Consider the following 24,840-nt stretch of genomic DNA (forward strand, 5'->3'; position numbering starts at 1 on the left):
AACAATAATAAATATTCTAAAAACAATAATTAATTTGAATTTATATAAAAAATCGTTCCTTATATTTGTAGTAATGAAACTCCCAAAATCACTCCAACAAAAACTCGAGCAACGCAAAGCTAACAATGCTTTACGCCAATTGCCTGTTGCCAATGATTTAATCGATTTTGCTTCCAATGATTATATCGGCTTTGCCAAAAACGAAATCCTCTTTCATGAAACGCACCAATTTCTTTTAGATAAAAATATAAAAGTAAATGGAGCAACAGGTTCGCGCCTACTTTCGGGGAATCATGGTTTATATACTGAAGCAGAAGACTTTATTGCCCAATTTCATCACGCTGATGCCGCACTCATTTTCAATTCGGGTTACGATGCCAATATTGGCTTTTTCAGCTCAGTGCCGCAACGAAATGATGTGATTTTGTACGACGAATTATGTCACGCTTCTATTCGAGATGGTCTCCAAATGAGCCATGCCAAAGCCTATAAGTTTCAGCATAATGATTTTGAAGATTTAGGGCGCTTATTACAGCGATGTCAGACTGAGCCTGTCGAAGTCTATATAGTAACCGAAAGCGTCTTCTCTATGGATGGCGATTGCCCTAACTTGGAACAGCTTACAAATCTTTCCGAAAAGTATGGCGCTTATTTAGTCGTTGACGAAGCGCATGCGCTTGGAGTTTTTGGTCAACATGGCGAAGGATTAGTCCAAAGTTTAGGATTGCAAGACAAAGTTTTTGCCCGAATTATGACTTTCGGAAAAGGATTAGGCTGTCATGGTGCGGCAGTTTTAGGAAGTCAAAATCTGAAAAGTTATTTGGTCAATTTTGCTCGAAGTTTTATCTACACCACAGGACTTTCGCCCCATAGCGTTGCTACTATTTTGCAATCGTATAAAAATTTGACAAAAGAAAAAAATGCCATACAAAAATTGAAAGACAACATCATATTCTTCAATCAAGAGAAAATGCGATTAGGTTTGAAACCAATGTTTGTTTATAGCAAATCTGCCATTCAATGCGCTATCATTCCGGGAAATGAAAGGGTGAAAAATATTGCAAACCAACTTCAGCAAAAGGGATTTGATGTCAGACCAATTCTTTCACCAACGGTTCCCGAAGGACAAGAGCGTTTGCGTTTTTGTCTACACAGCTTCAATTCGGAATCCGAAATTGCTAATGTCTTGGAATTGTTAAGTACTTTTGTGTTCGATATAAATTAAAAATAAGGATTACACAGAGACACACAGAGAAAAAAGGAGATACACTGAGCAATAAATTAACTCTGTGAATCTCTGCTAAACCTCTGTGCATCTCTGTGAAACTTAAAAAATCTGTGTCATCTGTGTTCAAAAAATTAAAACAGAAATGTTTTCTAATTATGGAAGAAGAAAAATTTACATTTTTACGCCGATTTCAATATTCTAGTGAAGCTATAATTTACCAAGGTAAATTAGAAAGCCAAGGTATTGAAGTGTTTATGAGAGACAACAATATTGTTGATTCCAATCCGTTGTATAGTAATGCAGTTGGTGGCGTGAAAATGTTTGTCAAAACAGAAGATTTTGATAAGGCTAATGAAATCTTGGGTGACGTAAGTCTTTATTCTGTTGATGATGACAATGAGCTCATGAAATGTCCGGAATGTGGTGCCGAACAAGTGGATATGGAAACTTCTATTGATGGTGTAAAATCCTTTTTTCAGATTGCAATTCTTGGTGCGTTCGCTCAATTCTTTTCAAAGTATAAATACAAATGTCAAAACTGTAAATTCGAATTTGATTAAATGCAAATAACATTATGAAAAACCTTCTCGCATTAATTTTAATATTGCTTACGAGCCATTCATTTTCACAAGATTATAAATCAGACTTTGGAAAATATTTTCAGGAAAAGGATATTATAAAGCAAAACGAAACACTTCTAAAATGGGAACAAGCCAGACCAAATGATGCAGAATTGTTCACTTCTTATTTTAATTACTATTTTCAAAAATCAAAAAGAGAAATTTTAAGTTTAACTAAGAAAGAGCCTGAAGGGGAAGCTTTGATTTTGAAAGACAGCATCAACCAAACGGAGGGTTATTTAGGCAGTACTATAAACTATGGCGACACAGATTTAAAAAATGCGTTTGCTAAAATCGATAAAGGAATAAGCCTTTATCCGGATAGGCTTGACATGAGATTTGGAAAAATTTATGCTCTTGGAAAAGTTGAGGATTGGGCAAATTTCACTTCTGAAATTATAAAGGCAGTAAACTATTCGGCAACAAACCAAAACAATTGGACCTGGACAAATAACATAAAAAAAGACGATGGAAAGAAGTTCTTTTTAGCATCACTCCAAAGTTATCAGGTGCAGATTTATGACACTGAAAATGATAACTTACTCCCTAATATGAGAGAAATAGCCTTGACAATCTTAAAATATTATCCTGAGAGTGTCGAAAGTTTGTCCAATCTTTCAGTTACCTATTTCCTATGGGGAGAATTTGATAAAGGTCTGGACGCGCTTTTTAAGGCAGAAAAAATCAATCCAAAAGATTCCATTGTTTTATCAAATATTGCTAATGGTTACAAACAAACAGGTAATAAAGCCAAGGCTATTGAATATTACGAGAAAACTATTCAATTTGGAGATGAAGAAATTAAAACTTTTGCCAGAAACCAGATTACAGAATTAAAAAAATGAAACTATTCATCACAGGAATTGGAACCGATGTCGGGAAAACGATAGCATCAGCAATAGTAGTCGAAGCTTTGGAAGCCGACTATTGGAAACCCATACAAGCCGGAGATCTAGACAATTCGGATAGCCATAAGGTTATGTCAAAAGTCGAAAGTCGAAAGTCGAAAGGACATCCAAATGCTTATGCACTAAACACGCCAGCAAGTCCACATTTGGCCGCGCAGCTTGACGGGATTACTATCGGTTTAAAACAAATCAAAGAACCAAAAACTGATAATCATCTGGTTATTGAAGGTGCAGGTGGCGTTCTAGTTCCTTTAAATGACAAGGATTGTATTATTGATATAATCCAAAAAGACTATAAAGTTATTGTTGTTTCGCGTCATTATTTGGGAAGTATAAATCATACATTGCTGACAATAGAAGCATTACAAAACAGAAAAATAAAAGTAGCCGGAATTATATTTTCAGGCGACGAAAACAAAGCGACAGAAGAAATTATATTGAATAAAACTGGTGTTAAATTCATTGGGCGTATTGATAACGAACCTTATTTTGACCAAAATGTTATTCGATATTATGCGGATAAATTTCGTGACAATCTTTTAAATTTGTAGAGATGAGAGATAATAGATGGATAGATAATAGACATTTTATCTATAGTCATCTATCATCTCTTAGTCTATCATCTATTATCTAAAAAAAATGACCCTTTCCGAAAGAGACAAACTATATAACTGGCATCCCTACACGCAACACAAAACCGCTGCTAACTTTCCGGCGATTGTCAAAGGTGAAGGTGCTTTGCTCTGGGACGAAAACGGCACCGAATATATCGATGCGATTGCTTCTTGGTGGGTGAATCCGTATGGGCATTCTAACAAAGTTATTGCGGATGCTATTTACAAACAGTTAACCACTTTGGAGCATGTTTTGTTTGGTGGTTTCACGCATGACAAAGCTGTTTTATTAGCTGAAAAGTTGATGACCATTTTACCCAAAAACCAAAAGAAACTCTTTTATTCTGATAACGGTTCCACTGCGGTGGAAGTCGCTTTGAAATGCGCCCTGCAATTCAATTATAACAAAGGAATCAAAAAAACAAAAATCATTGCTTTTGAAGATGCTTTTCATGGCGACACTTTTGGAGCCATGGCGAGTAGTGGCATTACATTTTTTACAGAAGCATTCAAAGGTTCGTTGCTTGAAGTAATCCGTATTCCGGTACCGACAAATGGCAATGAAGAACGGGGTTTGAAAGCATTACAGAATTTGGTTGCAACCAATGAATTTGCCGCATTTATTTTTGAACCGTTGGTGCAAGGCGCGGCGGGAATGGTAATGTATTCTCCAGAAGTTTTAGATAAAATGATTGCTATCTGCAACCAAAATAAGGTGTTTACCATTGCCGATGAAGTGATGACAGGTTTTGGGAAAACTGGGAAAACTTTTGCCGCAGATTATCTGGACAATAAACCCGATATGATGTGTCTTTCAAAAGCGCTGACTGGCGGAACAATCCCTATGGCTATTACCACTTTTACCCAAGAGATCTTTGAGGGCTTTTATGACGATGACACCAATAAAGCCTTTTTTCACGGACATACGTTTACCGCAAATCCAACCGGTTGCGCAGCAGCTTTGGCAAGTATTAATTTATTGCAGACTGCAGCAATGCAAGACAATATCGCCAGAATTAACCAATTGCATTTGGCTTTTGAATCCAAAATAAAATTACATCCCAAAGTAAAAACAACTCGTGTGCTCGGAGTCATCTTCTCTTTAGAAATTAAGACCGAAAATGAGGAAAGTTACTATGGAACGATGCGCAATAAACTCTACAATTTCTTTATTGAAAATGGAATAATTCTGCGCCCTGTTGGGAATATCGTTTACATTCTACCGCCTTATATTATTACAGATTCACAATTAAAAAAAGTATACGCTACAATCGAAAAAGCACTCGAAATAGTTTAAGTTACACAGAGATGCACAGAGGTTTTGGAGAGATACATGGAGAAAAATAATTTATTAAAACTCTGTGAATCTTCATTTTTTCTCTGTGAATCTCTGTGAAACAAACCCAAAACTTCCCGACCTTTGCGGTTAAATAAAACAAAACATTGAAAAGACCCATTGCCATAACTTCCATTGCTTCTTTTTCTCCATTAGGAAAAACCACTGCCGATGTTTGGAAGGAATATCTGAATCCAAGATCGTTGATTGTCGAAAAGCAACTAGGGAATATTTCGGCTTTGGTTGCACCATTATCGGAAACTTTGGCTAAAGAAGTTCAGGCATTGCGAAACTCGGATGTAAAGTATAAATCCCTTGACAATTCGGTGCTGTATGCTATTTTGGCATCCAGAGAAGCGGTGAAACAAGCGGGTTGGAACGATTCAAAATTTGGCATCAACATTGGTTCTTCGCGTGGTGCTACACAACTTTTCGAAAAGCATCATCAGGAATTTTTAGAAACCGGAAAGACACCAACGCTAGCTTCGCCAACAACAACTTTAGGAAACATTTCCACTTGGGTGGCTCATGATTTAAAATCAAATGGCCCGGAATTGTCCCATTCGATAACGTGTTCCACAGCACTTCATGCTTTGTTAAACGGAATCGCTTGGCTACAAGCCGGCATGGCAGATGCCTTTTTGGTTGGCGGAAGTGAAGCACCCTTAACTACGTTTACGATTGCTCAAATGCAGGCGTTGAAGATTTATGCTCCACTTCGACATCCCGAAGCTTCGGGACAGTGTGATAATGATAAGGAGAGATACAATCAAGATGCACAATGTCAGTCTGAGCCTGTCGAAGACCTTTTATATTATCCATGTAAGGCATTGGATTTAGAGAAAACCAAAAACGCTATGGTATTAGGAGAAGGCGCCGCAATGGCGTGTTTGGAAATCGGAGAACAAAAAAATGCCTTAGGTTATGTTACCGGATTTGGTTATGCCACTGACGATTTACAACACAGTATATCCATCACCGATGAAGCAGAATGTTTTCAGAAATCAATGAAAATGGCGTTGCAAAATGTTACATTAGACGAAGTTGACGTAATTGTGATGCACGCGCCGGGAACGATTAAAGGAGACAAATCTGAATACAAAGCGATACAAAAAGTCTTCGGTGCTTCGACCAGCTCAGCACAGGCTAACCTTCCAATGGTAACGACCAACAAATGGAAAGTAGGCCACACTTTTGGTGCTTCCGGAATGCTTAATATTGAAATGGCGCTTTTGATGATGCAACACCAACAGTTTATCGGAGTTCCTTTTGTTACCGAACAAAATCCGCGCAAAGCGATTCGAAACGTTCTGATAAATGCGGTTGGATTTGGGGGTAATGCGGTGAGTATTTTGTTGAGCACTTCGACAGGCTCAGTGTGACAATTGTAGTTCTTATTCTATTTGTTGTTATGGTTGGAGGAATGTGCTTCTTATTCTATTTTCCGGGATTACAATTAAACAGAGGTTTGTCAGTCTGAGCTTGTCGAAGACAATCTCTTTAAGCAAATTGCACTTTACTTCCTTCGTCAGCACAAGCTAGCTCAGTGTGACAACGTTAAGGAAGACACAATCAAGATGCACAATGTCAGTCTGTCCCGAAGCTTCGGGATGTCGAAGACCCAAACGAAGACCCAAACTGAGTGTAGTTTTTAGAATATAACACTAATTTATCCCAGTCCTCTTTTATCAAGGCTTCTTTTTTTCTTCGCGTCCAGCCTTTTATTTGTTTTTCTACTGCAATGGCATTTAATACATCGTTGAAATTTTCAAACCAAACTAATTTCAAAGGTCTTTTATCAAAAGTATAGCAATCTTTATTTCTCCCCGAGAGATGCTCTTGCATTCTTCTTTCAAGATTATTTGTAAAGCCAGTGTAGTATGAATCGTCACTACATTTTAAGATATAGACAAAATATGTTTTCATAGTGAAATTTATTTTGTACTAAATTACTTAAATATTTTTTATGTTGTGTATGATTTAATGCACTTCGACAGGCTCAGTGTGACAATGCTTGATACAATTGCCATCGCGGTTTCAGTCTGTCCCGAAGCTTCGGGATGTCGAAGATTTATTCTTAGCTTGTCGAAGACAACTCTTTCAACTTCCCATAAATCAAACTATTTTCCCAACCTTTACGCAAAAGGTAATCACAAAACTTTTTTTTCTTTTTTTGAACATTGGTTTCTTTGATAGTTTCCCAATGCCTTTCGGCTAGTTTGTCAAAAGTTTCTTGGTATTCTTCATCCAAGATTTCGGTTAAAGCGTATTTGATATTGGGTGCCGAAATGTGACGCTGTTTGAGTTCGTTAACAATTCGGTTTTTGCCCCATAGTTTGATGCGGTGTTTTCCTCTAGCAAAACTTCGGGCGAAACGTTCTTCGTTTAGAAAATTATGTTGAATTAAGTGAACCAGTATAGCGTCCGTTTCATTAGATTTCATACCCAAATCATTTGCTTTCTGAACCACTTCCTGATGACAACGTTCCTGATAAGAACAATAATATTCTAGCTTGAGTTGGGCTTCTTTTAGTGTTAATGTTTCGTTCATTTTTGGGTACAAATTTCAAAAACAAAGTTAGGGAATTGCCCTGAATACTTTCATGCTAAAATAGTAATTAGGATTAAACTCACGGAAACAGTGCTTTAAAAATCTAAATAAATAAAGATAACGTAAATAAAAACATCATTTTATATGCAATTAGCCGTGAATATTAATAAACATAGCGTTTTATTAATAATTTATTAAGGTAAACTACTTGTGTTTTAGTAATTTAGATGTAAATTTGTTGTCCCAAATTCTACTATTTATGTCTTGACCTTTTTTTGCGAAATAAAAATAAGGGCTATTGCTTAGATAATTAACGAGATAACATAATTCATTTTATAATGAAACAAAAAATATTCTTTATTACGCTTTTGATTAATGTCCTTTGTTCTAGTGAGATAAATGCTCAGTTATTACAGTGGAATACTTATGGGAATACTGGTTTAGAGACCTCGGAATCTAGTATCTATAATAATGCTAATGTCAGTGCGTCTGATTTAACAATAGGTTCTATAACTGCAATAGGTAATGCCAATAGACTAGGAGGTAGCGATTGGTTTGATACCGGAGACGCTAATCCTACATCGCTGACGGAGTCTATAACAGGTAATGATTATATTCAATTTATTGTTACACCTAATTCGGGCGCGACATTTACCCCAACTTCTTTTGTGTTTAGTTGGGATCGTTCAGCTACCGGCCCAAGTAGTTTAGCACTGCGTTCCTCTGCAGATGGTTATGCAGCTAATTTAGGTACGATTACGGGTTTAGCGGCATCAATAACTACAGGCAACACTATCACTATTTCAGGTTTAACTAATATCGGAGTTGCAACTACATTCAGATTGTATGGTTATGGCGCTACAGGTACTTCTGGTACGGGAGGGTTTGATATTAGCACTAATATAGTCAATGTAACCCTAAACGGAACAACAACTGCTTCGTGCACTCCACCTACCATTGCTTCTTTATCACCAGCTGCAGGAATTGTTGGCAGTCAGGTTACTATTACTGCTGGTTCAGGCAGTCTTAGTGGAGCTACAGCTGTTTTTAATGGCGTAGCTGCAACCACTGTTTCAAGTTCTGCTACTCAATTGGTCGTTATCGTTCCTACAGGTGCTACTTCAGGAAGTTTAGTTATTACTGATACACAACCCTGCTCAACTAGTACAACTTTTACTGTTCTGTCAACTGCATCAGCCTGCGGAGTTCTTTCGGATTTAATAATAAGTGAGGTTACAGATACAAATTATGGTGGACTTAGTTATATTGAAATTTATAACGGAACCGGAGTTTCGGTTAATCTTTCTTCTTATAATTTACAATTTTATTCTAACGGTGCAAGTTCTCCATACGCCACAACAGGGCTTAGTGGAGTTCCCGCTTTTTCCGGGATGCTTGCCAACGATCAAACCTATACGGTAAGTACAGCACCCAGTGCCTCTCAATGCGGGATAACAGGAGGAAATGGCTCTCTGGCTAATTTAATTACTACTGTAAATGGCGTTAATTTTGGGGTCGGTGCAGATGACCAAATAGTTCTTTACAAAGGCATTACAAAAATAGACAGCTGGGGCGATGCCACCGGTAACTGGTCCTCTTCTTTAGGCATTAGTACTGAAGGCGCTGATTTTAGAAGAAATCCCACTGCTACAACTTTACCAAGCACCACTTATAGTAATTCTGACTGGACTGTAATAAACTGGGTAGGTACTGGTTCCGGAGCTTGTTCAACAAATGATTACTCAGATATCGGCATTTACAATTATACCCCGACTTCTTCAACTACTTGGGACGGGACATCTTGGTCTAACGGAACGCCGACACTGTCTAAATTAACTATTATTAACGGCGCTTATAATACGACCTCAAACGGCAGTTTTGAAGCTTGCAGCCTTATTGTTAAGGCCGCAAAAACACTTACGATTACTGCTAATCAATATGTAGCTATCCAATATAATTTAACGGTAAAGCCAACAGGGAATATTATTGTAAATGACAATGGCTCATTAATTCAGATAGATGATTCTGGAGTTAATTCAGGAAGTATTGATGTAAAGAGAGTGGCAACAATTAAGAAAACTGATTACGTGTATTGGTCTTCACCGGTTTCAGGATTCGGAGTTCAAAGCATATCGCCAGGTTCTCCCGCTTCCCTTATTTGGAAATGGAACACTACACAAATCAATTCTAATGGTGGAGAAGGCAACTGGCAAAACACCAATGAAACAATGCAGGAATGCAAAGGCTACATTGTACGCGGTCCTGATAGTTATAATAATACCACCGCGGCTGATTACATGGCTACATTTACCGGAACTCCTTTTAACGGAGAGTGCCAACCAACTATTTACAGAGGTAATGATACTAATGCCGGTTCCGCTGGACCGAATGGAATTATGAGGACTATAAAGGACGATAATTGGAACTTACTCGGAAATCCATACCCCAGTTCCATCAACGCCATTAAGTTTTTGACACTTAACACCAATATTGATGGCAATATCCGATTATGGACTCATGGTACATTGCCAAGTGCTGCTGTATTAGATCCTTTTTATGGAAACTTCGTTTACAACTATGAACCAAGTGATTACATTACTTATAACGTTACCGGCGCAAGTAGTGGGCCAAGTGCTTTCAATGGGTATATTGCTTCGGGCCAAGGTTTTTTTGTAATTATGAATGATGGTCCCGCTGATACTACTCAAAAAGTAACCTTCAATAATTCATTGAGAGCAACTGTAGCAACAGCAAACACTTATTATGACAACTCTTACTTTTATAGAAATAATACTAACAATTCCTTTTCTAATCAAAAAGGAAGAATTTGGCTTGACCTTATCAATACTAGTACAAGCAAGTCTAGTAGAGCTTTAGTGGGTTACATACCAGAAGCAACTTTAGCAAAGGACAGATTATATGATGCTTTTTTTCAAGTGAGAAACAGCATGAGTATTTTTTCGATGATAAATGAGGAAGCGATGGATATTCAGGGAAGACCAGTACCTTTTAAAAAGGACGATGTAGTTCCTATTGGTGTTAAAATTAGTTCTGCAGGAACCCATTCTATTGCTTTGGGAGCTATTGATGGTTTATTCGAAAGTGCTGGTAAAAATATATACATAGAGGATACTATGACAGGTATTATTCATGATTTAAAAGCAGCACCTTATGTATTTACTTCAGAAACCGGAAAATTCACAAGCCGATTCAAATTGCGTTATCAAAACCGTAATCAATCACAAGAGAATAAACCAAGCGATATTACTATTGAAAAAGTCTTAGTTTACTCCAATCAAAATACAATTACAGCGTATTCCTATTCAGAAAAAATAACCAACATCAAAGTATTTGATATGTTGGGAAGAGCAATAGACGAAGAAATAGATTTAAATAATCAGGAAGTTACGGTTAATTTAACTAGCATAAATCATCAACCCGTAATTCTAAAAATAACCTTGGAAAACAATGAGATAGTTACTAAGAAAATACTATTTTAAGATTTTGTTTATAAAATCGGAGGTCATTTTTAGTAAAGAAAATCTGAACTATAAAGTCTTCTTTCAAAGAATTGGTGTCAATTAATAAAAGATAGTTTAAAATCATAATGTTTTAATAACTTAAACCCATTGTAATTTAGTAATTTACATGTAAGTTTGTTTCCCCATTTCTACTAAAATGTCTTGACCTTTTTTTGCGCACTCAAAAGAAACGATAATACTATGGAAATAAATACGATATATCATATTATGAATTATAAAAAATTACTTGTTGCGCTTTTTGCTTTGTTAAACTTTAATTATTCCAGTGCTCAATTATTGCAATGGAACACTTTTGGAAATTTAGGAACAGAAACTACTGAACCAAGTGTTGCTAATGACGCTAATATTGCTGCTGCTAATTTAACATTAGGAGCAGGTGTTACAACAGCTGCAAATAGTAACCGCTTTGGTGGGACAAACTGGTTTGATACAGGAGACACCAATCCCACAACTCTGGCAGAGTCTATAGCAGGTAATGATTATATTCAATTTGTTGTAACACCAAATGCCGGATTTTCTTTTACACCAACTTCATTAGTCTTTGGTTGGGATCATTCAGCTACTGGTCCAAATAGTTTAGCGCTTCGTTCCTCTGCGGATGGTTATGTAGCTGATTTAGGAGCTGTTACAGGATTAGCAGCGTCAATAACCACAGGTAACACTATAACCATATCTGGACTAACAAATATAACAGTTGTCACTACCTTTAGATTATATGGTTATGGGGCAACAGCAACTGCAGGTAGCGGAGGTTTTGATGTATCCATTAGCGTTGTCAATGTTCAATTAAATGGGACAACTGCTGCAACTGCTAAAATTACCAAACAAAATGGACCTTGGTATGATACCAACACATGGACAGGTTTGGTTGTACCAACCAACGCTGATAATGTTATAGTTAATCACACTGTTACCAATGTTACTAGCGGCGCTACTATCTCGCGAGGTACAAAAACAACCGTTATAAACGGAAGTTTATCAACTGGAGCTTTTACTTATAGCAGTGATGCAGCAACTACTGTAAATGGTACTTTTCAAATAGAAACAGGCGGTTGGGCTACTACAGGTAACGGTACTAATTTTACTTATGGAGCTGCAGGAACGTTAAATTTTAATGCGGGTTCAGCCTACACGGTAAATAATACAGACGTTTTTTGGCCTTCAAGCAATAGCCCGGTAAATGTGAATGTGCTGCAAGGTGGTTTAACTATGAACTCCGCCAGCAGGGCAGTTTCCGGAACTTTCGCTACCGCAGCTGCGGTTACTTTGACTTCTTCTACATTGACTCTCAACGGAACCTGTCAGATTAATTCAGGAGGATATTTTAATAATTCTCCTATTTATGGTGCCTCATCATTATTGCGATACAATATTAATGGTACTTATGGAAGAGGATTTGAATGGACAACCACAGCAGGGACTATAGGAACCACTCCCGGTTATCCTAATGATATTCAAATCACAAATACTACTACTTTAGATTTCCCAAACACAGGAGCGGCAGCATTTTCTTCTAATCTTGGTTTGAATAGAGATTTAACTATTGACGCGGGCTCTTTCCTCTACATGGATTATGGTGGTTTTAACAAGAGTGGGTCATTAACAGTTGGAAGAAATATAACGATTTCAGGGAATTTATCTTTAGGGAATGCTCTTAATGGTGATTTATTTGTAGGTGGCGACTGGACCAGAACAGGAACCTTTACGCCAAATTCTCGCACCGTAAATTTTATAGGTTCATCAGCACAATCCCTTACAGGTGCAACTGCCTTTGATTTTGTAACCATGAATGGAACGGGTGGATTAACATTAAATAACAACATAACTGTCAATCAAAATTTAGTATTTACTTCGGGTAAAATTACTTTAGGCACATCCAATTTGACGCTTGTTGGAACTGTTTCCGGAGCTACTACTTCAAATTATGTGGTAACCAATAACACAGGGCAGTTTAAAAAAATTGTTGGCGGAAGTGCAGTTTTGTTTCCTGTTGGAAATTCAGCTTATAATCCAATTACTTTTACCAACACAGGAACGTCTGATACTTATGGGGTTCGAGTACTTGATGGTGCTATCACCACAGGATCAAGTAATACAAAAACAGTTAAAAGAAGTTGGGTAACGACTGAAGCAGTTGCTGGAAATAGCATCTTATCAGTGGTTGCACAGTATAATACTGGCGAACCCGATACCGGTTTTGCAGCAGCAACGACACCTTATATTGGATTTTACAATGGTTCAACATGGTCACAAGTTGGGGCAACTTTAGCAGGCTCCAATCCATTTACTGCAACATCAACAGCTAACACTTCGCCGAGCGATTTAACAACAGGAACTCAATATTTTGCTATTGGTAAAGACAATGCGTTTATATCCGTTGCAACCAAATTGGTAATTACAGCTATATCTCCAACCTCGCCAACTGCCGGTATCGGATTTAGCGTAACGGTTCGTTCTCAGGATGTTTATAACGATTTTTCAAATGTAGCCGCTAATACTGCTTTTACCTTAAGTACAAACGGTGCTGCAGGTGCAATTGCAGGAACTATAACCGGTACAATCCTGGCAGGAACAAGTACTATTACAGTAACAGGCGTAATTCTTCCTACTGCAAGTGCAGTAAATACAGTAACGCTTACCGCTACTAGAACAAGCGGAGACACTTTGACCGCAGGAACCAGTAGTTTATTTACTGTGTTACCACCGGCTTCAAAATTGGCATTTGTTGGAGTGCCGGCAACGGGTTATGTAGGGGTTCCTATAGCCTCTTTTACTGTGGAAGCCCGGAGAACGGATAATTCTGTAGATACTTCCTTTACCGGGAATATAACTATTGCTATTGTGACAGGATCTGGGATTTTATCCGGAACGTTGACTGTTGCTGCTGTTGCGGGAGTAGCTACTTTTAGCACCGCACAATTTGATACTGCGACCGTTTATACTTTAATCACAAGTTCAGGAAGTTTGACTACTGATACTAGTGGCAATATAACGATAACAAATAACACTGATTTTTATAGAAGTAAAGCATCGGGGAATTGGAATGTAGCCACAACTTGGGAAAGTTCTGTAAACGGTTCAACAGGTTGGGGAAATGCAACTCTTACACCAAATGCTTATAATACGGTATATATTCAAAGCGGATACACTGTAACATTAACACAAAATGAAGCGTGCAATGATTTGAATATAGCTTCAGGAGCCACAGTGGGAGTGTCAATGACAGCAATTCCCGGCAAAATCGACCTCGCTTCTTTTGGGTTAAGTGTTAATGGAAAGATGAGAGATTACTGGGGCACCGTTGGAACTGTTCCAGGTACAAATCAAGGCAATGGCTATTATGGCTATCCATTTTTAGCAACAACCGGCAAAGTGAGTATTGTAGGAATTACAAGAACGGTTCTAAATACTGGAGAATGGGGTGCGTCTATAACTAATTCATCTTCAGGGGTATTTCCACTAGAAATTAATATGACAAACAATAGTCAAATAGCTACATTCGCAACCAATATTAAAACCACTTCATTCAGTCTAGTAACGGGAACAGTTTCCGGCGCACTAATAAGCGCGGATACTGGAACAATTGCTGTAGGGGATGTAACAATAGGAGCTGGGACCACCTTGATATCTAGCGCGGATTCGACAGCAGGAACAAATGTATTTCAAAGGACTGGAGGTTCTCGAGCTGGTACCTTGACTATAGCTGGTACATTGAAACTAACCGGTGCACTTCCAAGATTTTCTATGAATGCAGTGGTTAACACAACAGGCACTGTTGAATATGGGGGGGCAGATCAAACGTTTATAAATGTCATTAACTCAGGAGTAGCAATGACCTACAATAATGTAACCATATCAGGCACAGGCACAAAATCATTATTAAGCACACCTACTGTTTTGACTGGTAATTTGAATGTAAATGCCAGTAATTTAGTGATAAAAACAAGTGAAGTAATTGAGGTAAAAAAAGCGGTTACTGTCGCCTCAGCAACAGGAGCTACTTTTGAAATTAAGGACAAAGGACAACTGGTTCAAGTTGATGATATTGTAAATGGTGCCAACATTTATAATGGCAGTAATACCGGTAATATTATTTATAATAGAACAGCCTCATCCATTAAGGGTTACGATTATGTATACTGGGGCTCACCAGTGACAGGGCAGGATATAAGTACGATATATAGTAGCCCATCACCTGGGTATAAATATTTTTGGAATCCTATATGGGCAAATATCAATACACTAAGTACAGGTACATCAGGAAATTGGCGACCAGCATCTGGTTTAATGACTCCTGCAACAGGCTATATAATAAGAGGGTCAAGTTCTTATGGAATGGTGGCAACGAATATACCTGCTGTTTTCACAGGTATTCCGAACAATGGACAGATTTTGACTCCTATATCAAGGGGTGGTAATACAATAGCAAGTCAAACAGGAATAAATTTAGCTTCAATCACTAATCTTGATGATAATTGGAATCTAGTTGCAAATCCGTATCCATCAGCGATTGATGCATTGAGTTTTTTAGCCGATAACAGTAATTTAACTCTAAACGGATTTGTATGGTTATGGAGGCACAACTCTACCCCAACAACGGTAAGTAATGTATTTTACGGAACTTCTACTAGTAATTATAATACTAACGGCTATATATCATACAATGCCCTGGGTTCTAGTCCAGCTGGATTTAATGGTAAAATAGCTGCTGGGCAAAGTTTCTTTGTCAGCATGGTTGACGGACCGGGCGCACCAGACCCGCTTGCCAATCAAACAGTTATTTTTAAAAACACCATGCGCAAAGACAAAACGACTAATGTTATTAATGATAATTCTCAGTTTTATAAAAATTCATCACATAGCGATAGTGCTTTAGAATATGAGAAACACAGAATTTGGCTTGATTTAATAGATGTAGATAACAATTCCGTTTCCGCTTTAGTTGGTTACGCAGCAGAAGCTACGTTAGGCTTAGACAGAATGTATGATGCATTTAAAAATATCGATAACGAAAAGAGCATCTATACTTTAGTAGACAATTCTACTTTAATTATACAAGGGCGTCCAATGCCCTTTGACCAAAATGATCAAGTCCCAATGGGAGTTCGTATTATGTCAGCCGGAGACTATAAAATAGGGATAGCTGCTGTTGATGGATTGTTTGAACATGACCAACCAATTTATTTAGAAGATAAAGCATTAAATATAATTTATAATTTAAGACAAAGCCCATATAGTTTCACCTCTGCTGCAGGGATAATCAACGATAGATTTGTATTGCGATACACTAACACTGCATTGGGTAATCCGGATTTTGGAAATCTTGCCAGTAGTGTTGCATTAGCCACCAATCATGGTGAAATGACTATCAAGTCTTATATTGAAAACATTGATGAGGTAACGGTATATGATGTATTAGGTAGACAATTGTTCTTCGCAAAAGCCATAAACAGCACTAATTTTGTGACGTCCATTATTAACGCAAAACAACAAACATTAATTGTCAAAATTAAGCTGGAAAATGGTGTGACGATTTCAAGAAAAATTATTCTGTAAGAGTAGAGAAAAGAACAAAGAGAAAAGAACAAAGAATAAAAAAAACGGTTTCGTTACTAATAACGAGACCGTTTTTTTTATTTGAAAAGCTTAAAAAGAGTAGGTAATATTACTTTCCTTTTGTTGAGGCTTCTAAATTTCTTTCAATCGCATGACCAGGTCGAGACCATTTTGGTTTTTCTCCCAAAGCCTGATATTGAGAATCTGCCGCTTCTACAGTTGTAGGTTGCATGATTTTTATAAATGGTTTTTGAGCTACCAAACCTAAAGTTTCAAACATCTTCATGTCTTCATTTACATCCGGATTTGGTGTAGTTAATAATTTATCGCCTGCAAAAATAGAATTCGCTCCGGCAAAGAAACACATAGCTTGTCCTTCGCGAGACATTTCCATTCTTCCGGCAGAAAGGCGAACCTGAGTTTCAGGCATTACAATTCGAGTAGTAGCTACCATTCGGATCATTTCCCAAATTTCAACTGGCTTTTCATTTTCCATCGGAGTTCCTTCTACAGCTACCAAAGCATTTATTGGCACGGATTCCGGTTGTGGGTTTAAAGTAGAAAGTGCCACTAACATTCCGGCTCTGTCTTCAATGCTTTCTCCCATTCCGATAATTCCACCGCTACAAACCGTAACATTGGTCTTACGAACATTTTCGATAGTTTCCAATCGGTCTTCAAAACCTCGGGTGGAAATTACTTCTTTATAATAATCTTCGGATGTGTCTAAATTGTGATTATAGGCATATAAACCCGCTTCCGCCAGACGTTGCGCCTGATTTTCGGTTATCATTCCCAATGTACAACATACTTCCATATCAAGCTTGTTGATGGTGCGTACCATTTCCAAAACCTGGTCAAATTCTTCACCATCTTTTACATTACGCCATGCAGCACCCATACAAACACGAGATGAACCATTTGATTTAGCACGTAAAGCCTGAGCTTTTACTTGGCTTACCGACATTAAATCATTGCCTTCAATATCGGTATGATAACGAGCAGCTTGTGGGCAATAGCCACAATCTTCGGGGCAACCACCAGTTTTTATAGATAGTAAAGTGGAAACCTGAACAACATTTGGGTCGTGTTGTTCTCTATGTATTGTTGCTGCTTCATACAGCAAATCCATCAAAGGTTTGTTATAAATAGCAATAATCTCTTCTTTAGTCCAATTGTGTTTTGTGATGCTCATAGATGCAATTTTATCGTGCACCAAAAGTAGTTAAATTGTATGTAAGTTACAATTTTGTAATACATTAATAGGATTGTATTTTTTAGTCTTGGGCAGCCATTTTTCTTCTCCAAAACTGTACTGAAACAAAAACAACCATTAAGGCAGAAGCAATACCTTCAAACAAAATCCCGATACAATACTGATTGGCTGCTGGTTTTCCGCCAAATAGTAGGTCTGCCGAAAGATTACTAACATATTCATCACCACCTCTTATATGGATATAAGCTACTAAGCTTATGACACTTAAGAAAACGCCTCCAAACGCAGTTGTAGCTGCAGAAAGTAAGTTGGCAACATATCCTGTTTTTCCTTCAGCTATGTTAGAACTCAGGGTTCGGGTAACCCCATAAAATACAAAAAGGACGTTTACCATTCTCAACCAAAGTACGTCTGATAATCCTAAGAAATCTATAACTAAGAAATAAATAGAAATTCCGGCAAATATTATAATTGCATTGATAAGTTCTTTTGGCAGTTTCATGTTGGTAGCGTTTAAGTGAATACTATAGTAGTCTACCAAATTTAAGAAATTATCTTTTACAATCTTAATCATTTAACAAAAAAGGAAAAAAATGACAAACCGAAAATAAGAAATTATTCGATTATTGTATTTTACGGATATAACTCTGGGCGTTGATTTTGTCTTTGCTTAATTGGCTTTTTAATGCGTCCAAAGATTCGAATTTTTGTTCAGTGCGCATTCGGTGTAAAAGAGAAACCGTGATTTTTTGTCCGTATAGATTCTGTTTGAAATCAAAAAAATTAATTTCGATGGTTTGAGTCGTCCCATCTACAGTTGGTCGAGTACCAATATTCATCATGCCAAAAACAGTTTTTTCGTTTAAGATACTTTGGGCAATGTAAACGCCATTTAGTGGGATGAGTTTATACTCTTCTTCTATTTTGATGTTTGCTGTTGGATAGCCAATAGTTCTTCCCAATTGTTTGCCTTTAGAAATGATTCCGCTTAGCGAATAATTGTAGCCCAAATAAGTAGTAGCCAATTCAATATTTCCCTCTAAAAGCGCATTTCTTATTTTGGTGGAACTAATAGAAACTTCATTAATTTCTTCTGCCGATATTTGTTCTACTTCAAAACCATAGGTTTCACCAAAACTAATTAAATCATCAATGTTGGCTGTTCTGTTTCTACCAAAACGATGGTCGTGACCAATAATTATTTTTTTGATTTTGAAAACATCAACTAAAACTTCTTTGACAAATTCTTCAGCGGTTAGTCTGGAAAATTCTTTATCAAATGGATGCACAACGAGATTGTCAATTCCTAAATTATCAAGTAGTTCGATTTTTTCATTTAAGGTGTTGAGTTGTTTCATCTCAGTGTCTTCCTGAAGCACCATTCTGGGATGCGGGAAAAAAGTAAGAACCAAACTCTCACAATTTAAATCATAAGCGCTTTTGGTAATTTGCGCTAAGATTTTTTTGTGTCCTAGATGTACACCATCAAAGGTGCCAATAGTTACAATTGTTGGCTTAACGGCATTGAATGACTTTATGGAATTGAATATTTTCAAAGGTAAAATGTATTCGGCAAAAATATGTTTTAGAAATTTAATATAATAATTTTCACCTAAAAAACACGAATAAATAGGAATTTGTTAAAGTTTATAGGTCTTAATCTAAAAAACAGCATCGTAACTTGCAAATAATTAAAAGATAGCTATCTTTGAAAGCTTATAACAAACCAATAATATTATGAAAAAAACGTTACTATTAACATTTATTGCTGTCTTATTTTTCACTAACAGTAATGGGCAAAATTCGCTTTGGGAAAAAGTCTCACAAAGTAAAATAAATAATTTGCCAAAAATGGATCGTGCCAGTATGCCAAGTAAATACCAATTGTATTCTCTTAATTTGAATTCATTAAAAAATCAATTAGTTGCTGCGCCTTTAGACAGTTCGGGACAAAATTCAAATGTTATTTTATCTTTTCCAAACCCTGACGGTGGATTTGATAGATATGCATTTTATGAGTCACCAATCATGGAAAAAGGATTGGCAGATCAATTCCCAGATATTAAAACCTATAGTGCTTTTGGGATTGATGATCCTACTGCTAGTATGAGAATTAGCTTTACAGCATTTGGATTACATGCTATGACACTTTCTGGAAAGTCAAGTAGTGTATATATTGACACCTATACTAGAGATTTAAATAATTTTATAGTTTATAGAAAGTCTGATATCACTGCTTCAAGAATTTTCCAATGTGAATTTAATGAAGAAAGTGCTAAAACAATTGATGCTGTTTCTAAGAGAAATATGCCTCTTCAAAGAACAAACGACAGTACTTTTAGAACATACAGATTAGCGGTGGCTTGTACTGGAGAATATGCTGCTTTTTATGGTGGAACAGTTGCTTTAGCACAAGCGGCTATTGTTACTACTGTTAACAGAGTTAACCTAGTTTACCAACGTGACTTATCAGTTCGGTTAGTTTTAGTGGCTAATAACACTTCGATTATATATACAAATGCCACGACTGACCCATTTGATAACACCAATGCAGGAACATTAATTACCCAAAGTCAAACTACAATTACTAATATCATAGGTTCTGCAAACTTTGATATTGGTCACACAGTAAGTACTGGTGGTGGTGGATTAGCTGGTTTAGGTGTAATATGTAATAATTCACAAAAAGCAAGCGGAATTACTGGTTCTCCAGCTCCTGTTGGAGACCCTTTTGACATTGATTATGTTGCACACGAAATGGGGCATCAATTTGGGTGTAACCATACTTTTAATGGAGATCAGGGTGAATGTGGCTTTGGAAACAGAAATAATGGAACTGCCGTAGAACCAGGTAGTGGTTCGACAGTAATGGGTTATGCAGGGTTATGTGCGCCACAAGATGTACAATCAAATTCTGATGACTATTTTAGCTTCATTAGTTTAGCGGAAGCACAAGCAGTTATTCAAGGGACATCATGTCCAGTTTCAACTGCTAACGGTAATTTTGCCCCTGTTGTTGATGCTGGATTAGATTACACGATTCCAAGATCAACAGCTTTTATACTTACTGGAGCTGCAACTGATGCAAATAATGATTCATTAACGTATTGTTGGGAACAAACAAATAATGAAGTTTCAACTCAATCTCCTATAGCAACTTCTACTTCTGGACCTAATTTTAGATCTAAAGATCCAATTGCTTCGCCTCAAAGATATATGCCAGTATTAACTAGTGTAATTGCTAATAATTTAACACCAACATGGGAGGTTGTGCCATCTGTTGCAAGAACAATGAATTTTGCTTTAACAGTTAGAGATAATAGATCTCCAAATGGTGGACAAACTAATAGAGATGATATGGTTGTAACAACTGCTGCTGTTGGACCATTCTTAGTTAATGTTCCAAATACTGCTGTTTCATGGGCTGCTGGATCAAATCAAACAGTTACTTGGACAGTTGCAGGAACCACTGCTAACAATATCAATGCTGCTTTTGTAGATATTTTATTATCTAATGATGGCGGTAATACTTATCCAATTATTTTAGCTAGTAAAGTGCCTAATGATGGTTCTGAAACAATAACTGTTCCTAATAATGCTGGAACTACTAAAAGAATAATGATTAGAGGATACAAGCATATTTTTTATGATATTTCTAATACTAACTTTACTATTACAGCTGCACCAGCAACTTTTTCAGCTGCTTTTTCAGGAGTTGCAGAACAACAAAACAAAGCCAGTTGTCAAGGGACAAATGTTACTTTTGATATTTCATATTTAGCACTTGGAGGATTTAGTGCTGCAACAACATTTACAGCTTCTGGATTGCCAGCAGGTGCAACAGCAACTTTTGCTCCGTCTTCAATAAGTGCAAACGGTACTGTAGTAATGACAATAAGCAACACAGCATCTAGTCCTGCAGGGTTTTATTCTATACTAGTAACTGCAACATCTGGTGCTACTACTAAAACAGTTCCTTTCTATTTGGATTTATTTGCAGCATTTCCTGCCATGACTTTAACATCACCTGCTAATAATGCAACAAATCAACAAACTACATTGTCACTTACTTGGGCTGCAAATCCTAATGCCTCTTCCTATGATGTTCAAGTTGCCACAAGTAATACCTTTACAACTATTGTTAGTTCGGGTAATGTTACTACAACAAGTTATTCAGCAACAGGATTAAATATAAATACGGATTACTTTTGGAGAGTATTACCTAAAAACATCCCATGTGGTAATGGAACTTTTAGTGGTGCATTTAAATTTACTACTGGTTCTGTAAATTGTGGTAATGTAGCTTCTACAAATGTGCCCGTGGCTATTTCTGCTTCAGGAACACCTACAGTTACTTCTACTTTGAATATTCCATCAGGTGGCGTAATTAGTGATGTAAATGTAAATCTTAATATTGCTCATACATGGGTAAATGATTTAACGGTTACCATAACAAGTCCTTCAGGTACTGCGGTACAACTATTTACGGCAAAATGTGACCCTGTAAACGGAAATATAAATGTATTGGCAACCTACGATGACTTAGGAGCAGCATTAGTATGTAACCCTGGGCCAAATCCTGCAGGGATTTCAGGAAATCTAATACCAGATAATCCATTATCAGCATTTAATGGACTTAATTCAACAGGAACATGGACATTAAGAGTTACTGATGGATTTAATCAAGATGGCGGTGCAATAAATGCATGGAGTTTAGATATTTGTTCAACATTAGGAATAAAAGAAAACACCTTCCAAGATTTCTCATTATATCCAAATCCAAATGGTGGTAATTTTACAATTAAATTTTCAACTACCAGTAGTGAAGACATTACTATAGATGTATATGATATGAGAGGTAGACAAATTTATGCTAATGAATTTTCTAATACGGGAACTTTTAACGAAAGTATTGATTTAAATACTATCCAAGCGGGAGTTTATTTGGTTTCTATCTCAAGTGGTGATACTAAATTAGTAAAACGTATTATTGTAGAATAATTAATACGCAGTATAACAAAAAAGTCCTATTCGGTAACGAATAGGACTTTTTTATTTTACCGTTACTTGTATTGATTTTATGATTTGTGGCACTTTGGTAATGGTAAAATCTAAATTAAAATTGACAACATTGTCATTTTGAATTAGGTTAATCATCCCGTCTTCTACTTTATAATATCCAGTTTGGCCTTTGCAAAAACAAAAACGACCAAAAAGCATTTTGCATTGCTGTAAATCTTTTCCACTAAGGCTTAAGCTTTGCGTTTTATTATTGATTTCGAAAATAATTTCTTCTCTGTAATTCGCATCTTGAAGGTCTTTAGGAACATCTTTGTCATATCTATATATCACTACAGAAGTTTCATTTGACTCTAAAATTTGATAATAGACACTTCCAAATTCATCAGCTTTAACAGCCAAACTTTTATTCCTAAGTAGCTCAATAGTACATTTCCCATTTTCAGGGCAAACCGATTCTATTGAATTTTTATTAGATTCTGCAATGGTTGCTTTTGGACATTTACAAAATGACATCATAAATGCTAGTGGGATAAAAAAAAGTCTTTTCATTTTTCCAAAATTTATTGATTAAAGATACTCAAAAAGAGTACCGTTATTATTTACCATTAAAGCTATTCATGGTTTCGTTTAACCCAGCCAAAGCAAAAGATTCAACGATTTGTTTGGCTACTTCAAATCGTTCCGGAAGTTTTTCTTTTTCAATATCACTCCATTCGCCAAGAACATAATCTACTTGTTGTCCTTTTTTGAATTCATCACTTATTCCAAATCGAAAACGCGGATATTCAGAAGTATTTAAAATAAGTTGAATGCTTTTCAAACCATTATGTCCGCCATCGGTTCCTTTAGCTTTTATACGAATGGTGCCAAAAGCCAGATTCAAATCATCGGTAATGACCAAAACATTTTCTTTGGCAATGTTTTCCTTTTGCATCCAATACTGAACCGACTTGCCGCTCAAATTCATATAGGTATTCGGTTTCAGCAGTATCAATTTTCTTCCTTTTATACTGAATTCTGCAACAGCTCCCAATTTTGCTGTTTCAAAAGAGACACCTTGTTTTGAAGCGACATAATCTACTATTTTGAAGCCAATGTTGTGGCGTGTATTTACATATTCGGCACCAATGTTACCTAAGCCGACAACGAGAAATTTTTTCATTACCTCTGTGTTTTCTGAAGTTTTGTTTTTAGTAAATAATTTGGTCAACCAATTCATGCTGTAAAAGTAAACTAATTTGTTTTCATAAAAAAAGCACCAGTAAAACTGATGCTTTTGATAGTGTAAAAATAAATGAATTATTTTTTCTTTTTTGCTCCACCTTTTTCTGCTTTTGCTGCTTCTTGTGCTGCTTTCATAGCCGCTCTAGAAATCTTAACTTGAGCCACAACAGTGTTGTCTGGGTGCATTAATTTGTAATTAGATGCAGCTAATTTAGTTACATACAATTTATTTCCCATTTGCATTTCAGAAATGTTTGCTTCAACAAAATCAGGTAGATTTTTTGGTAAAGCTTTCACTTTTAATCTACGTTGGTTCAAGTTCAAAACACCTCCTAAAAGTACACCTGGAGAAGTTCCGGTTACTTTTACAGGTACTTCCATAATGATTTCTTTGTTGTCATCCAATTGGAAAAAATCAATGTGATTGATTCTGTCTGAAACTGGGTGAAACTGAATGTCTTGCAAAACGGCATTGGTAGTTTTTCCATCCAAATCTATCACAACTGTGTGTGCGTTTGGAGTGTAAACCAAGCTTTTGAATGCTTTTTCTTCTGCTGCAAAATGAACTGGTTGACTTCCTCCGTAAATAACGCAAGGAACCATTCCAGCATTACGTAAGGCTTTAGTCGCAACTTTGCCCACGCTTTCTCTTTCTGATCCTTTAATTGTAATCGATTTCATTGTAAAAATATATAGTTAATAATTAAAATTCTACATTAAAAATTTTCCGCTAATGGAATTGTTGTGTTGCACCATGTGCATAACTTCTGCAAAAAGAGGCGCACAACTCACCACTCTTATTTTGTTTGATTGTTTCTTCAAAGGAATAGAATCGGTTACGATTAATTCCAATAATTTAGAATTTTCAATCTTTTCATACGCATCACCCGATAAAATCGCATGTGTGCAAATGGCTCTGACACTCAATGCGCCTTTTTCTATCATCAAATCGGCAGCTTTTGCAAGCGTTCCACCGGTATCAATCATGTCATCCACAAGGACAACGTTTCTTCCTTTTACTTC

The 24,840-nt window shown here is 36.6% G+C and carries 18 protein-coding genes; 9 read left to right on the top strand and 9 right to left on the bottom strand.

Annotated elements, in window-relative coordinates; genetic code table 11:
• Positions 1–73 precede the first annotated feature (73 nt).
• From RMN97_RS10470 to RMN97_RS10495, 6 genes are all read left to right on the top strand, one after another.
• Positions 74–1,225, top strand: a complete 1,152-nt coding sequence (locus RMN97_RS10470) for a pyridoxal phosphate-dependent aminotransferase family protein (RefSeq protein WP_309614463.1) — start codon at positions 74–76, stop codon at positions 1,223–1,225.
• Positions 1,226–1,383: 158 nt separating this feature from the next.
• Positions 1,384–1,788 carry a DUF2007 domain-containing protein gene (locus RMN97_RS10475; protein WP_309614464.1) on the top strand — a complete coding sequence of 135 codons (405 nt, stop codon included), beginning with the start codon at positions 1,384–1,386 and terminating at the stop codon, positions 1,786–1,788.
• Between the two features lie 14 nt (positions 1,789–1,802).
• Entirely contained in the window at positions 1,803–2,693 is an 891-nt protein-coding gene (locus RMN97_RS10480; protein ID WP_309614465.1) for a tetratricopeptide repeat protein, read from the top strand.
• Positions 2,690–3,307 (top strand): dethiobiotin synthase, encoded by a 618-nt coding sequence (bioD, locus tag RMN97_RS10485; protein ID WP_309614466.1) that lies wholly within the window; start codon positions 2,690–2,692, stop codon positions 3,305–3,307. Before RMN97_RS10480 ends, bioD begins: the two co-directional genes overlap by 4 nt.
• Before the next feature lie 88 nt (positions 3,308–3,395).
• Positions 3,396–4,667 carry an adenosylmethionine--8-amino-7-oxononanoate transaminase gene (gene bioA / locus RMN97_RS10490; protein WP_309614467.1) on the top strand — a complete coding sequence of 424 codons (1,272 nt, stop codon included), beginning with the start codon at positions 3,396–3,398 and terminating at the stop codon, positions 4,665–4,667.
• Positions 4,668–4,813: 146 nt separating this feature from the next.
• Positions 4,814–6,088, top strand: a complete 1,275-nt coding sequence (locus tag RMN97_RS10495) for a beta-ketoacyl synthase N-terminal-like domain-containing protein (protein WP_309614468.1) — start codon at positions 4,814–4,816, stop codon at positions 6,086–6,088.
• Positions 6,089–6,293: 205 nt separating this feature from the next.
• Here the strand turns inward: RMN97_RS10495 and RMN97_RS10500 are convergent, their stop codons facing one another.
• Together RMN97_RS10500 and RMN97_RS10505 are read right to left on the bottom strand one after the other, a co-directional pair.
• Positions 6,294–6,632 (bottom strand): GIY-YIG nuclease family protein, encoded by a 339-nt coding sequence (locus tag RMN97_RS10500; RefSeq protein WP_309614469.1) that lies wholly within the window; start codon positions 6,630–6,632, stop codon positions 6,294–6,296.
• A gap of 151 nt (positions 6,633–6,783) precedes the next feature.
• A complete protein-coding gene (locus RMN97_RS10505; protein ID WP_309614470.1) occupies positions 6,784–7,257 on the bottom strand; it encodes a regulatory protein RecX in 474 nt (157 codons plus the stop codon).
• 338 nt (positions 7,258–7,595) lie between these two features.
• On the opposite strand from RMN97_RS10505, the gene RMN97_RS10510 reads away from it, so the two are divergent.
• Entirely contained in the window at positions 7,596–10,757 is a 3,162-nt protein-coding gene (locus tag RMN97_RS10510; RefSeq protein WP_309614471.1) for a lamin tail domain-containing protein, read from the top strand.
• A gap of 222 nt (positions 10,758–10,979) precedes the next feature.
• Complete coding sequence (locus tag RMN97_RS10515; protein ID WP_309614472.1) at positions 10,980–16,355, top strand: T9SS sorting signal type C domain-containing protein; 5,376 nt, start codon at positions 10,980–10,982, stop codon at positions 16,353–16,355.
• Positions 16,356–16,464: 109 nt separating this feature from the next.
• Here RMN97_RS10515 and bioB read toward each other — a convergent pair whose 3' ends face one another.
• The 3 genes from bioB to RMN97_RS10530 form a co-directional block, all read right to left on the bottom strand.
• Positions 16,465–17,550 (bottom strand): biotin synthase BioB, encoded by a 1,086-nt coding sequence (gene bioB, locus RMN97_RS10520; RefSeq protein WP_309614473.1) that lies wholly within the window; start codon positions 17,548–17,550, stop codon positions 16,465–16,467.
• 82 nt (positions 17,551–17,632) lie between these two features.
• Entirely contained in the window at positions 17,633–18,073 is a 441-nt protein-coding gene (locus RMN97_RS10525) for a hypothetical protein (RefSeq protein ID WP_309614474.1), read from the bottom strand.
• Between the two features lie 121 nt (positions 18,074–18,194).
• Positions 18,195–19,127 (bottom strand): bifunctional riboflavin kinase/FAD synthetase, encoded by a 933-nt coding sequence (locus RMN97_RS10530; RefSeq protein ID WP_309614475.1) that lies wholly within the window; start codon positions 19,125–19,127, stop codon positions 18,195–18,197.
• Between the two features lie 181 nt (positions 19,128–19,308).
• Here RMN97_RS10530 and RMN97_RS10535 point away from each other — a divergent pair, with 181 nt between their 5' ends.
• Positions 19,309–22,572, top strand: a complete 3,264-nt coding sequence (locus RMN97_RS10535) for a reprolysin-like metallopeptidase (protein WP_309614476.1) — start codon at positions 19,309–19,311, stop codon at positions 22,570–22,572.
• Positions 22,573–22,623: 51 nt separating this feature from the next.
• Here the strand turns inward: RMN97_RS10535 and RMN97_RS10540 are convergent, their stop codons facing one another.
• The 4 genes from RMN97_RS10540 to RMN97_RS10555 form a co-directional block, all read right to left on the bottom strand.
• Positions 22,624–23,142, bottom strand: coding sequence for a hypothetical protein (locus RMN97_RS10540; protein ID WP_309614477.1), 519 nt, complete (start codon positions 23,140–23,142; stop codon positions 22,624–22,626).
• Between the two features lie 46 nt (positions 23,143–23,188).
• Positions 23,189–23,755, bottom strand: a complete 567-nt coding sequence (gene pth, locus RMN97_RS10545) for an aminoacyl-tRNA hydrolase (protein WP_309614478.1) — start codon at positions 23,753–23,755, stop codon at positions 23,189–23,191.
• A 137-nt stretch (positions 23,756–23,892) separates the two neighbouring features.
• Positions 23,893–24,498 (bottom strand): 50S ribosomal protein L25/general stress protein Ctc, encoded by a 606-nt coding sequence (locus RMN97_RS10550; RefSeq protein WP_309614479.1) that lies wholly within the window; start codon positions 24,496–24,498, stop codon positions 23,893–23,895.
• 30 nt (positions 24,499–24,528) lie between these two features.
• Positions 24,529–24,840, bottom strand: a 312-nt coding sequence (locus tag RMN97_RS10555; RefSeq protein WP_309614480.1) for a phosphoribosyltransferase family protein, incomplete at its 5' end; no start/stop codon positions are given.

Source organism: Flavobacterium sp., from assembly GCF_031381455.1.
Lineage (GTDB): Bacteria > Bacteroidota > Bacteroidia > Flavobacteriales > Flavobacteriaceae > Flavobacterium.